Origin of the sequence: Paenibacillus sp., from assembly GCF_048976745.1 — a bacterium.
Taxonomy (GTDB): Bacteria; Bacillota; Bacilli; order Paenibacillales; family Paenibacillaceae; genus Paenibacillus.
In genome coordinates this window covers 47,091-60,212 of the sequence record NZ_JBHGUU010000003.1, presented here as the reverse complement: position 1 = coordinate 60,212, position 13,122 = coordinate 47,091, and the positions used below count along the sequence as shown (strand labels likewise).

13 protein-coding genes, 1 rRNA gene and 1 other annotated feature are annotated in these 13,122 nt (G+C 46.3%); all 14 genes read right to left on the bottom strand.

Annotated elements, in window-relative coordinates:
* A 16S ribosomal RNA gene (locus ACE3K2_RS00890) occupies window positions 1–61 on the bottom strand; the annotation flags it as partial.
* Between the two features lie 546 nt (window positions 62–607).
* The gene (locus ACE3K2_RS00885; protein WP_421885653.1) at window positions 608–2,245 is read right to left on the bottom strand and encodes a LysM peptidoglycan-binding domain-containing protein; all 1,638 of its coding nucleotides are present in this window, start codon (window positions 2,243–2,245) and stop codon (window positions 608–610) included.
* A 196-nt stretch (window positions 2,246–2,441) separates the two neighbouring features.
* The gene (gene ilvE, locus ACE3K2_RS00880) at window positions 2,442–3,326 is read right to left on the bottom strand and encodes a branched-chain-amino-acid transaminase (protein WP_421885651.1); all 885 of its coding nucleotides are present in this window, start codon (window positions 3,324–3,326) and stop codon (window positions 2,442–2,444) included.
* A gap of 149 nt (window positions 3,327–3,475) precedes the next feature.
* Window positions 3,476–4,348 (bottom strand): prephenate dehydratase, encoded by an 873-nt coding sequence (pheA, locus tag ACE3K2_RS00875; RefSeq protein ID WP_421885649.1) that lies wholly within the window; start codon window positions 4,346–4,348, stop codon window positions 3,476–3,478.
* Window positions 4,345–5,313 carry a homoserine kinase gene (thrB, locus tag ACE3K2_RS00870; RefSeq protein ID WP_421885647.1) on the bottom strand — a complete coding sequence of 323 codons (969 nt, stop codon included), beginning with the start codon at window positions 5,311–5,313 and terminating at the stop codon, window positions 4,345–4,347. The genes pheA and thrB overlap by 4 nt, the downstream gene beginning before the upstream one ends.
* Window positions 5,310–6,380 (bottom strand): threonine synthase, encoded by a 1,071-nt coding sequence (gene thrC, locus ACE3K2_RS00865; protein WP_036673546.1) that lies wholly within the window; start codon window positions 6,378–6,380, stop codon window positions 5,310–5,312. Before thrC ends, thrB begins: the two co-directional genes overlap by 4 nt.
* A gap of 113 nt (window positions 6,381–6,493) precedes the next feature.
* Entirely contained in the window at window positions 6,494–7,780 is a 1,287-nt protein-coding gene (locus ACE3K2_RS00860) for a homoserine dehydrogenase (RefSeq protein ID WP_421885645.1), read from the bottom strand.
* A 58-nt stretch (window positions 7,781–7,838) separates the two neighbouring features.
* Window positions 7,839–8,276, bottom strand: coding sequence for an ACT domain-containing protein (locus tag ACE3K2_RS00855; protein ID WP_017692625.1), 438 nt, complete (start codon window positions 8,274–8,276; stop codon window positions 7,839–7,841).
* Window positions 8,277–8,503: 227 nt separating this feature from the next.
* Window positions 8,504–9,814, bottom strand: a complete 1,311-nt coding sequence (gene obgE / locus ACE3K2_RS00850; RefSeq protein ID WP_421885642.1) for a GTPase ObgE — start codon at window positions 9,812–9,814, stop codon at window positions 8,504–8,506.
* Between the two features lie 17 nt (window positions 9,815–9,831).
* Complete coding sequence (locus ACE3K2_RS00845; RefSeq protein ID WP_421885639.1) at window positions 9,832–10,569, bottom strand: Spo0B domain-containing protein; 738 nt, start codon at window positions 10,567–10,569, stop codon at window positions 9,832–9,834.
* Between the two features lie 150 nt (window positions 10,570–10,719).
* Window positions 10,720–11,031 (bottom strand): 50S ribosomal protein L27, encoded by a 312-nt coding sequence (gene rpmA, locus ACE3K2_RS00840; RefSeq protein ID WP_017692622.1) that lies wholly within the window; start codon window positions 11,029–11,031, stop codon window positions 10,720–10,722.
* A gap of 23 nt (window positions 11,032–11,054) precedes the next feature.
* On the bottom strand, window positions 11,055–11,384 hold the full coding sequence (locus tag ACE3K2_RS00835; RefSeq protein ID WP_036605912.1) for a ribosomal-processing cysteine protease Prp: 330 nt from the start codon (window positions 11,382–11,384) through the stop codon (window positions 11,055–11,057).
* Between the two features lie 14 nt (window positions 11,385–11,398).
* Window positions 11,399–11,710 carry a 50S ribosomal protein L21 gene (rplU, locus tag ACE3K2_RS00830; protein ID WP_342570894.1) on the bottom strand — a complete coding sequence of 104 codons (312 nt, stop codon included), beginning with the start codon at window positions 11,708–11,710 and terminating at the stop codon, window positions 11,399–11,401.
* Window positions 11,711–11,724: 14 nt separating this feature from the next.
* Window positions 11,725–11,809: a sequence feature (ribosomal protein L21 leader region), on the bottom strand.
* A 56-nt stretch (window positions 11,810–11,865) separates the two neighbouring features.
* Entirely contained in the window at window positions 11,866–13,116 is a 1,251-nt protein-coding gene (locus ACE3K2_RS00825; protein WP_421885635.1) for an Rne/Rng family ribonuclease, read from the bottom strand.
* Window positions 13,117–13,122 lie beyond the last annotated feature (6 nt).

The following is a 13,122-nucleotide window of genomic DNA, read 5'->3' as shown; positions in this document are numbered from 1 at the left end:
CTTGCATGTATTAGGCATGCCGCCAGCGTTCGTCCTGAGCCAGGATCAAACTCTCCAATAAAGTATTGAAAAGAGCGATAAGCTCATTTTGAATCTGACGAGATTAAAAATCTCATTTTGTGCTCCAGCCGATTCAAGCCAAGGCTTGTTTCAAACTTTCGCGTTCATTCTGCAAGCAGAATGTTAACTCACTCGTTGTTCAGTTTTCAAAGATCAAACTTATTTCGTTATTACTTGTGTTTCCCGTGTCAGCACTGTGTTTCAGCGGCGACTTAAATAATATATCATACGGCTGATTCTAATGCAACAGTTTTTTTCATTTCTTTTCTTTAGTAGTTTTGCATTAACTATAGCTATCATATCCGTCCCTATCTTGTCCTATAATATTAGATCATGCTCATAGGGTACAAATATTTTAACACATTTATGAAAGGGTTTACAATAACTTCTTAAAAAAATGCTTTCTATCAGTTCCTGAACAATTATATCTCCGTTATGCCAAACTCAATGTTTACTCAAGTTAGCGGGAAGCCAGCTCTCTATTTCAGAGTTAGCTTCCCACTGATATAACAGGTACCTTACTTATTCATCAATCGCATTTCTTTGGTTAGTTTTGTATCCATGGATTGCGACGCTTTTTATTTGATTTCCGTTGGTTGGACGTAGCTACACCCTCTCTGGATGTTTTCCCGGACACGGATACCTTGGATTTGTTCTTCAGAGGAGCCTTGCTTGTTCTGCGTTTTGTGGATGCTTGCTTATTCCCCGCTTGCTTGGACTTCGCCTGCGAATCTGATCCAACTTCTTCATTTGCTACCTGACTTAAGTTAGCGTCTTCACGCCCCCCCTTTTTGCCACCCGTGCCTTGCCCTTGAGGAGGATACATTTCACCAAACGCTCCAAGCGGGGACGGCGGAACCATGTTCTGAGTAGGGTACGGATTCTGATAGGCATACTCAATAGGCTGATTTGGCATCGTAGATGTGGACATTTCAGGCGGCATACCGTACGAAGGACCATACATATTCCAAGCCGGATCCTGATAACCATGAGAAGGATAAGTATACTGTGGGACATGTGTATGTGAGCCACATCCGCATGGAGGATACGGAAGCATTGAGTATGGAGATATGAAAGGTGGCTGATGATTCATATGACTAGGTGCTGCATACGTTGGAAATGGACTATTTACTTCGCCAGCTGGCGCAATCGGAAATGAGTTGTTTTGCATTTCTGCCGACAGATTTGGCATAACGTTATTGTGGTTATAGTTCTGCTCCACACCCGTCCACGGACTATTAGTCATTTCAGTGCCGCTGTAAGGACTAATTTCCGAAATCCCTGGAAACGGCATATTGTTACTCGCTCCTGCCGTGTACATGTCTTGTTGAACACCATACACTTCTTGCACAGGAACCGGGATTTGACCATAAGGATGTTCCGCTGGCGCATGATGCAACTTGTTACCACAACCACAAGGCTTTTTCGTTGCGGGTGCAACCTCAGTGGGAGACTTTGTATTAGGCATTACAGGCAAAGGCATAATTTCAGGCGAAAGATTAGGCATTGTGTATTTCTTGGATTCTGCTACCGGTTTTACATGAACTTCGGGTTTAACCTCTTCCTTTTTGTGTGTTTCCTTTTTATGTTCCTTTTCGGGTTTCACTTCAGGAAGCTCTGGCAACTGCGGCAGTACCTCCAGTTCAGGCTTCACATTCGTCTTTTCTGGAGTAGCTGGTGGTGGAGTAGGGACTGGGACTGGAACCTCTGATACCGGAGCAGGAGGAGCTGGTGTAACTGGAGCCGGCGGTTCCGGTTCTTTGACTCCCGTGTATTCCTTCCCCTCAGGTGACAATTTTTCATTTGCAGCCATATTGCTGGCACCTGAATTAGACGTCGTCGTGTTTCCTTGTGCATGCATCGAGGGAATGTAGACCGTTTCCCCCACCAGAAGAGCATTCGGATTTTTCAACTGTGGATTGGCATTGATCATATCTTTTAAAGGAACTCCCCAGGCTTGTGCCAACTTCCATAACGAATCTCCTTGCTGAACCTTGTGACTGTGCAGTACACCCTCCGGCTTCGGTGTTACTGGCTCTGCAGGGATTTTGACCTTCATGCCAATATCCAGCTTGTCGGGATTTGTGATTTGCGGATTAGCCGCGATCAATTTGTCCAGCGCAACATTGTATTTTTGGGACAGCAGATATAATGTGTCGCCTTTTTTCACCATGTGTATTTTCACAGGGAACTAACCTCCTAGACGTCATACTTGGGCAGTACATCCGCCCATACCGTTACTACATCCTATGCAGAAACCGGGCTAATGACATCAACTAAACAAAAAAAATCCTCCTGTCGCTAAAATCCCCATACACCAGGTATGCTGAATTTTAACGGACAAGGAGGATTTCCTGTTCCCTACGCTATGCAATTCTAACTTAAGATTCCCACACTTTATAACCATCTTTGTCAACAATCTGACGGAATGCTTCCAGCAGTCTCAGCGTTACAGGACCTGCTACACCCGTACCAATTGTTCTTCCATCCACTTCATATGCAGCGATAACTTCGGCAGCTGTCCCGGTGAAAAAGACTTCGTCTGCGATATACACATCATGCAGGGTGAATGGCACTTCTTTTAATTCAAGCTCCAGTTCGCCACATAGATCGATAATGGCTTGACGTGTAATCCCTTCAAGTGCTCCGAGATAACAAGGCGGCGTGTACACTACACCATTTTTGATGATGAAGATGTTATCACTTGAACCCTCAGTAACGTAACCTTGGGAATTCAACATAATCGCTTCTCCGGCACCTGAATAGTTAGACTGGATTTTAACCAGGATGTTATTCAGATAGTTCAATGATTTAATTTTTGGATTCAAGGCGTCTGGAATATTCCGGCGTTGGGATACAGACACTGCTTTCAATCCAGTAAGATACGCTTCCTCTGGATAGATCGCCAATTGCTCCACAATGATAATTACGGATGCCTTGGGGCAACGAAGCGGGTCCAACCCCAGATTACCAGGGCCACGCGATACAATAAGACGAATATAACCATTACGCATATCATTGCGTCGCACCGTTTCAGCCATCACTTCCAGCATCTCATCCATGGACAGCGGGATGTTCAAACTGATGGATTTGGCCGAATCATACAAACGATCCAAGTGGGCCTTACATCTGAAAATATTTCCGTTATAGATCCGAATACCTTCGAAAATCCCGTCTCCATACAAAAATCCATGATCATATACTGAAACCGTTGCGTTCTCTTTGGTCACATACTGACCATCCAAATAGATCCATTGTTCTGCCACCGATGACTGCACCTCCATAAAATATCCATTCCCTATACTCCGAAACGTTATTAACCCGTCCATTGTATACCAAATGACAAGCTCTTACTTGTTCATTCTACCCAGAATTATGACAACCTTCTAACATTCACAACCAGCATAAAGGTCGATTACCTCGAAGGATATGTATAACAAGGATAGCTACCAAGTACGCGCACCTGACAATTCAACGCCTCAATCTCTCCCATGGCGGCGGTGAGCAATACCGAATCCACCGTTTCCACAACGTCAATGTAGAAATAGTAACTGCCCAATTGTTTCTTCGTTGGACGAGATTCAAGCCGGGTCAAATTCAGCTTCCGCCAGGCAAATGCCGACAATACCTGATGCAACGCTCCCGGTGCATCTTCTGGTAACGTCACCAGCAAGCTGGTTTTTACATGATCCGGTTCACGAGGAATGTCCACAGGTTCATGGCCGATGAGCACAAAACGGGTATAGTTGTTGTCATGATCTGTAACCCGTTCAGCCATAATGTCCAGACCATGCTTCTGAGCGGCAAGCTTGGTACCGATGGCTACCCAGCCCTTACCCGGATTTTTTTTCACAATTTCTACAGCTTCGGCTGTACTGTTCACACCTTCAAGGTTCGCCTCAGGTGAATGCAGCCGAATAAAGTTCTGACACTGCGGGATAGCCACAGGGTGAGACATGATCTTGGTAATTTTACCGAAATCATATTCGCCGCTCTCCGTCCTAAATTCAGACCCATGTCCAATAACATTCTGGATGGATGGGTATACCCACTCCGCTTGCATTGGAATGTCCACTTCATTCACAAGCCAGTCCATATGAAGGCTAACGGAGCCTTCAATTGTATTTTCCATCGGAATGACACTGTATTGTGTTTTTCCACTATCTGTTGCTCGAAAAACATCCGAAATCAGCTTAAAGTGTTGCAAATCTAACGGTTCACTGTTAAACAGGAAATCAATCGCCTCATGAGAAACTGAGCCTTCAGGTAATACTGCAATTCGTTTCATGCTTTAACTTCCCCTTTGATTCTGTCCAGAAAAGGACGTTCTTCTTGATCAGGCAGTACGGTTACACCGTCCAAATCCGGATCGAGCCACAGTGCAGAAGCAGATATGCCCTCCCGCTCCATCGTGTCCAGCAAATATTGTTCCAAATTTGTTTTTCGGGTGTCATGACGATCCACCAAAGTCAATACGGTCGGTCCAGCTCCGCTGAGGGCAGCTCCCAGTGCTCCATGTTCGACAGCATGTTCCAATATCTCAGCCATGCCCGGCACCAATGTTGCCCGATACGGTTGATGAATTCGATCTGACATCGCCTTCTGAATCATATCCAATCGCCCACTCGCCAACGCGGCAACGAGCAATGAGGATCTGCTAATGTTATGCACAACATCAGACATGCCAAATTGCTCAGGAATCACATTTCTTGCTTTTGAAGTAGACAGCTGGAATTCAGGTACAATAACCAAAGCCTGTAAATCCTGGTGTGGTTCAATACGTATATGATCTACCTTCTGACCATTCCATGCAGCTGTAATAATACCGCCATATAGAGATGCTCCCACATTATCAGGATGTTTCTCCAGGGATGTGGCCATATCCAGAAGTTTCGCATCGGATAAAGGGGCGCCGATTAATGCATTTGCTGCCGCTAGCGCACCAATGATGGCGGATGCACTGCTCCCGAGTCCCCGCGTAAGCGGAATATCGGAATACATGGAAATCTCCAACTCAGGTACAGATACCCCAGCTTCATCAAATACCATCTGTGCGACTTCATAGATCAGATTCGATTTATCCTTAGGCAGGCCTGTCAGATGTTCGCCGTGAAGATGAAATGTCGTCTGCTCGGCAGGCTTCAATTCCAACCAGGCATACAGAGACAATGCCATCCCCAGGGTATCAAACCCTGGACCGAGATTGGCTGTGCTTGCAGGTATTTTTACGGTTACCTTTTCACGCAAACTCATACAGATTGCTGCTCCAGTTGTGCAATGGCTGCCATGACTGCTTCTTCTGTATCTTCAACAACAAGCGGCTCAGTCGCTACTGTTTTGATCGCAATATTAGGATCTTTGAGTCCATTGCCTGTCAGTACACAAACTACAGTCTCTCCGCCTTTAAAGTACCCTTCACTCTTCAGTTTGTATACACCGGCAAGAGAGGCCGCAGAAGCAGGTTCAGCAAAAATTCCTTCCCTAGAAGCAAGCGTACGATACGCTGTCAGGATTTGTTCATCCGTTACATAGTTAATCTGTCCGCCAGATTCCTCAGCTGCCGCTACTGCCGTTTTCCAGCTCGCCGGATTACCGATTCGGATCGCTGTTGCTACCGTTTCAGGTTCAAGGATCGGTTCACCTTTGACAATGGCCATCGCACCTTCAGCTTCGAAACCAACCATGCGTGGCAGTGTGCTGGATTTACCTGCCTCTTTATATTCTTTGAATCCTTTCCAATACGCCGAGATATTTCCCGCATTACCGACTGGAATAGCCAGAACGTCAGGTGCTTCGCCAAGTTGTTCAATTACTTCAAACGCCGCTGTCTTCTGTCCTTCAATCCGGAACGGATTCACAGAGTTTACAAGCGTGATCGGATGTTTGGCTGTGATCTCACGCACAATCTCCAGTGCACGGTCAAAGTTACCATTGATCGCAATCACTTTGGCACCATAGATCATGGCTTGGGCAAGTTTACCCAGTGCAATATTGTTATTCGGGATCAGCACGATACAATTGAGGCCACCACGTGCGGCGTAGGCCGCTGCAGCTGCTGACGTATTACCTGTGGATGCACACATGATCGTACGGCTGCCCTCTTCCATCGCTTTAGCAACAGCCATAACCATACCGCGGTCTTTGAAAGATCCCGTAGGGTTCAAACCTTCATATTTGAAGTATACATTTAAGCCGAGCTCTTCAGACAGATTCTCTGCATGAATCAACGGTGTATTTCCTTCCTGAAGCGTAAGCAGGGGTGTATTTTCATTAACTGGAAGGTGCTCTCTGTACGTTTGCAAAAGTCCTTGATATCTCATTGTGGGTAAACTCCTTTATGTTTTAGTAATCTGATATGATGACCTGATGATACCGATATAATGAACTTGTACTATAACTGAAATAATTGAGATGCAGTATGGGATATGGAAAATTATCCTTCGACCCGGTATACACTCTTAATGCGGCGAATGACGCTGAGTGATTCAAAATGTTTTAACACTTTATCCATGCTTGCCTTACTTGCATTATGCGTAACGATAATGATCTCGGCATCCGGGTTGTGCTCATTCGGCTGTTGAACAACCGAGGCCAGACTGACATCGTATTCTGCGAAAATTTGTGTGATCTGTGCCAATACACCGGCTTTGTCGTCCACGTGTAGTAAAATAAAGTTTTTCGACACGATTTGCTCGTCGCTTTGCAGTCGCTTCGTCTTATATGGCACAATGGCTTTGAGACCGTTCACGCCAAGTTTGAGGTTTTTGGTAACCGCCACAATGTCAGCTACAACAGAAGTTGCCGTTGGCAGTTCTCCCGCACCCGCACCGTAGAACATGGTCTCCCCTACAGCTTCACCGTGTACATATACTGCGTTGAACACACCGTTGACTGAAGCAATTGGATGATTCTGTCTAACCATAGTCGGTTGTACACTAATCGTGATCTCATCGTCAATCCTGTCCGCAATACCAAGTAATTTCATCTCATAGCCCAGTCTTCTGGCATACGTTATGTCTTCACGGGTTACGGAGGATATCCCTTTAACAGTTACATCCTTCAACTCCACATTGGTGCGGAAACCGAGTGTACTCAAGATTGCCATTTTGCGAGCTGCATCAAGTCCTTCCACATCCGAGGTTGGATCCGATTCAGCGTATCCCAGCGCCTGTGCTTCCGTCAGGACTTCTTCATAGGATGCACCTTCCTGACTCATTTTGGTCAGAATAAAGTTCGTTGTTCCGTTCACAATCCCCATAATGCGGGTAATTCGGTCAGAAGAGAAACCTTCAATTAACGTACGAATGATTGGAATCCCTCCCGCAACACTCGCCTCATAGAACACATCACATTGCTTTTCCTGCGCCTTCGCCAAAATCTCTGTACCATGTAGTGCCATGAGATCTTTGTTCGCTGTTACGATATGCTTTCCACGCTCCAACGCTTCAAGAATATACTCCTTCGTCTGATCAATGCCGCCCATGACTTCAACGATGACATCAATATCTGGATGACGAATGACTTCCCAAGGATCTTCAGTGAGCTTGGCACGGTCTACAGCAATAACACGGTCTTTCTCTGTATTTTTGACTGCGATCTTCTCAATGACAATCGGCGATCCAACCTGACTGCTCAGATCCTCCTGATTCCCTTCCAAAATGCGAACGACTCCCGTTCCGACAGTTCCCAGACCCAACAATCCGACTTTTACTGGCTTCACTAACGATCTACCCCCTAATGTCTATTCTTGTCTGTCAGTCCTGTATGTTAAAGCCCAATTAACCTTGGCCTACAATACGCGTGCGTCTTACGCCAGGCATATCTTGCATTCGATCCAGCATTTCACCAATTTCACCATGAAGATGTGTCGTTTCCACTGAAATGACAACATTGGCTCTTCCCTGAAGCGGGATACTCTGATTAATCGTGAGCACATTGGCTCCATAACCAGCGACATGTCCAAGCACACGAGACAAGATCCCTGACTGATGCTCCAGATCTATGGAGATCGTTACAATTCTCTCGCGCTCAAGCTGATTGATTAGATGAATTCCATCCTTGTACTTGTAAAAGGCACTCCGACTTAATCCGACCTGTTCAACCGCCTCATGCACTGTTTTAACATCACCAGAAGCCAGTAATTCTTTGACCTGCATGGTCTTCACCACAGCCTCTGGTAAAATATCTTCCCGTACTAAGTAATAGCGTTCGTTCACAGAACGTCCTCTCCTCAAAGACTCATGTATTCATATAGTGGACATTATATAGGATCTATGACAAAAGGGCAATACATGACACGCCTATTTTTGAAATACGTTCCTCACAGTATACAAGTTTATTCCTCTCCCATGTCAGGAAAAAGCAAAAAAACGCAGAGTTGCGGGTCAACTTCCCACTTCTCTGCGTTGTTATATCGATATGTCTCTCCATGAAAGACAGCTACTTAGTAGTAACTGCTGCCTTCCACAAATTCGAATTCAAAGTCTCCAATACGCACGATGGTGCCTTCAACAGCTCCGCGCTTACGCAACTCAGCGTCCACACCCATATAACGCAGTGTACGTGCGAGTTTCAAAATAGCTTCATGCGAATTCAATTGCATCCGTTTCATCATGCGATCAATCTTGGCACTTTCAACAACGAATATTTCATTCTCACGCACAATACGGAAACCATCGTCCTCTTTTTTGTCCAAGCTGTACACTTTACGTTCAGATACGTCCGCTACCTCTTCAACCACTGGCTCATCCGGAATCTGATCCAGCAGATCAGCGGCACGATACAAGAGCTCTTGAATCCCTTTACGAGTCAGAGATGAAATAGGCATCACTTCAATATCAGGTTGCACCTCACGAACTTGCTGCAAAAATTGCTCCAGGTTTGCTTCGGAGTCCGGCATATCCATTTTATTGGCTGCCACAACCTGCGGTCTCTCAGCCAGAAGCGGATTGTACAGTTTCAGTTCATCATTGATTTTCTGCCAGTCTTCAAATGGATCGCGCCCTTCTGAACCCGACATGTCCACCACATGAATGATAATACGGGTACGCTCGACATGACGTAAAAACTCATGTCCCAGTCCGATTCCTTCATGTGCGCCTTCAATCAGACCAGGCAAATCGGCCATAACGAAGCTACGACCTTCGCCTACACCAACTACACCCAGATTCGGTGTAATCGTTGTGAAATGGTATGCACCAATCTTTGGCTTGGCTGACGAAACGACAGAAAGCAATGTGGATTTCCCGACACTCGGGAAACCAACCAAACCTACATCCGCCATAACTTTCAATTCGAGCACGATGTAACGCTCTTGTCCTTCTTCACCGTTCTCAGCAAGTTCAGGCGCAGGGTTGTTCGGCGTGGCAAACCGGATGTTGCCCCGTCCGCCCCGACCACCACGAGCAATAACAACCTGCTGACCGTGACGCGTCATATCTGCCAGTACTTCTCCACTGTCTTCATCCAAAATGACAGTTCCTGGTGGAATGCGCACAATCATGTTCTCAGCGTTTGCACCATGCTGACTTTTATTACGTCCCTTTTCACCACGCGGTGCCTTGAAGTGACGCTGGTAACGGAAATCCATCAACGTCCGTAAACCTTCATCCACGCGGAAAATGATGTCAGCTCCTCTGCCTCCATCGCCCCCGGCAGGTCCGCCGTTTGGTACATACTTCTCACGACGGAACGAAATAATACCGTCCCCTCCGTCTCCGGCTTTTACATAAATCTTCGCTTTATCTACAAACATTGGTTAACCCCTTCTTCCTATATTCCACACGGCATTCTGAATTGTATAAACGTGTCCTCAGACGGAAACTGCTCCGTTCTGACTTTTTTTCCTTTGAGTACGGCAGTAAGCTGCCGCAGTGTTTCCGGATCGGGTGTTTGATCCCCATCCAGTCGGACAACCACATCTCCATGATCCTGTCCGAAGTTCAAGGTCAGTTTGCGAACCTCTCCCCAAGAAGACCGGCCGCCGCCATATTGATAGGCCCTGATTGCATCCGCAATCGCCCCGGTAAGTGACTCGCCATCCTCGGGAGAGACCAGAGCACTAAGCTGTAACTCATCTTCTATTTCCACATGCAATTCCAGCGCCATTCCACTGGCCCGAAAAGATTGAAGATAAAATACGAGGGAGGGAATACCCAATCTGGAGATTCGACTCTCTTCCGTAACCCGCTCTTTTATTCTTTCCACACATTGCAAGGATTTATCAAGTTTGCCCAGCCGAAGATATCCATATAACACCTGAAGGTCGTTCATCCAGTCGTGTCGATGATGATTTAATGAAGCAATTGCTGTCTTTTCCATGGATTGTATGATAGTTCTGCGTTCCGCCTCCGCCTGTTTCTTCATCGCATTTACAGAAATAAACAATACTGCGACGGACCACAATGCGCATACGACGCTTGAGATCATCGCCGGATACAACATAACGAAAACCAAAGGAATCAGAAGTGAACATGCCGCAATCCACGGCACTCTTTTCCAAGATTTCATGGCTTCTCCCCGTTCTACAAAACTCGGTTGGTCTACACCCACCATAACCAAGTATAACATGTCTTTTCTGCCAGTTCATTATCGAATAACCGTTGAATACAAAAAACCTTCGGCAAAAATGCCGAAGGCTCCTTAGGCGGAATGCCGATATTACGCTTCTACTGCCGCTGCTACAGGAGCAACATTAACAGGATAGATGCTTACTTTTTTGCGATCGCGTCCCCAACGTTCGAATTTTACAACGCCGTCGATTTTCGCGAACAAAGTGTCATCTTTACCGATGCCAACGTTAGTTCCTGGGTGAATTTTCGTTCCGCGTTGGCGAACGAGAATGCTACCACCAGTTACAGTTTGACCATCAGCACGTTTAACACCCAGACGTTGAGCATTACTGTCACGTCCGTTCTTCGTGGAACCTACACCTTTTTTCGATGCGAATAACTGAAGATTTAATTTCAACATGATTGGTTGTCCTCCTTCTTTGCTTATTTGAATTGCTGTATTTTAATATACTTCCCGTATGACTCTGCAATATTAGAGAGCATAACCACCATGGATTCGAGTAACAATTGTACCTGGGACCAAGTTTCCCCTCTCTCTAACAAAGGTAAAGAACCACTTAAAAAGCCATTCTTCATCTTGGCATCCATTTCGACACCGGTCAATGTTTCAATCGAGTTCACCGTACCCACTGTAACAGCGGATACCCCGGCACATACGATGTCTTCTCCCCGCTTGGCAAAATTAGCATGCCCTTCAATGGAAAAGCGTTCGATGTTCCCGTCCTCATCACGAAAGATTTGAACGATAATCACTTATCGCACCTTCTTTACGCTTTGATTGTTTCGATAGTTACTTTAGTGTACGGTTGACGGTGACCTTGCTTCACATGGTAGTTCTTTTTAGGTTTGTATTTGTATACGATAACCTTTTGTCCTTTGCCATGTTTCTCCACTTTAGCCGTTACAGTAGCTCCGGAAACCAACGGTGTACCTGCTGTCAAACCTTGATCGTTAGATACAGCCAGGACACGGTCGAACGTTACGCTTTCGCCATCGTTCGCAGTCAATTTCTCGATGAACAGAACATCGCCCTCTTGGACTTTGTACTGTTTGCCGCCTGTTTCAATAATTGCGTACATTTGCCTTGCACCTCCTCATGTCTCAGACTCGCCCGTTCTCAGGTGACAGCCTCCTTGCGGAACTGTTCTTATACCCGGCCAGTGCGGTTACAGCATGTGCAAGACCAATAGGCTAAACACATACTTGAAGATTATATCATGCAATATATCAAAAATCAATGCAAAGGTGAAATATATCTTTTTCCCGTTCCATGACAGGAAGAACACGGCTCCACATAGGGCAACGTACTCTCTTCACGCACTTTCTTACGAGTAAGTTCGAGCAAACCCAGCTTGGTCCAACCCATTACAAACGCTTTGGTTCGATCCTTCTTGAGCTCACCTTCCAAAGTTGACGCAACTTCATGCCGATTCGATGCTTCCTCCATATCAATGAAGTCGACGATAATCATGCCACCGATATCCCGCAGGCGCATCAGACGAGCAATCTCCACTGCTGCCTGCATGTTGGTCTCCGTCACGGTCTCTTCCAGACTGTTACCGCCAGCTCCTGTATATTTGCCTGTGTTCACATCCACTACCGTCAGAGCTTCGGTATGGTCAATGACAATATAACCGCCACCGGGCAGCCACACTTTACGGGCAAAGTCCTTGTTCAACTGTTCCTGCACACCATAGGCAGCAAAGATGGATTCTGTTCCCCGATACACCTGTACTTTGGGTTGATGACCGGGACTCATCTCTTCCAGTAAGGCCTTTACCTCACGGGCTTGTGCTTCACTATCGGTGATGACCTCATCACTGCCAGGCGTGTACACATCTCTGATGATTCGCTGTACCATACTATGATCCCGATGCAAGAGACTTGGCGAAGGCAAGCTGTCCGCTTTTTCACGAATCATGTACCACTGTGCGCGTAATGTTTCCAAGTCAGCCTGAATGGCTGCATGCTGCTCTTCTCCAGATACGGTTCGAATAATAAGCCCCTCTTCATCTCGCCTCAGTTGCTCTCCAAGTGCCTTAAGGCGGGAACGATCCCCCTCACGGGCAATTTTCTTGGATACTGCTACATAGTCGGCAATAGGCATGTAGACAAGCCAGCGGCCCGGAAGTGAATAATGAGTCGTCACCCGGGCTCCCTTGCCTCCTACCGGTTCCTTAAGAACCTGAACAATGATCTCCTGACCCGGACGAAGCAACTCCGAGATGGAAGGCTTCACCTTGGGCTGTTTCTCCAGATGGGGATGTAACACATCATCCACATACAGAAACGCATTCTTTTTCTGACCGATATCCACAAAAGCAGCCTGCATACCCGGTAACACATTAACTACCCGTCCCTTGAAAAAGGAACCCAGCAGTCCACGCTCACGTGTACGCTCCGCCGTAAATTCCACAGCTTTGCCTTCTTCCAGAAGCGCCATTTGCATGAGGTTATGTTCATTATGTACGATCATTTGTTTCATGGCTTC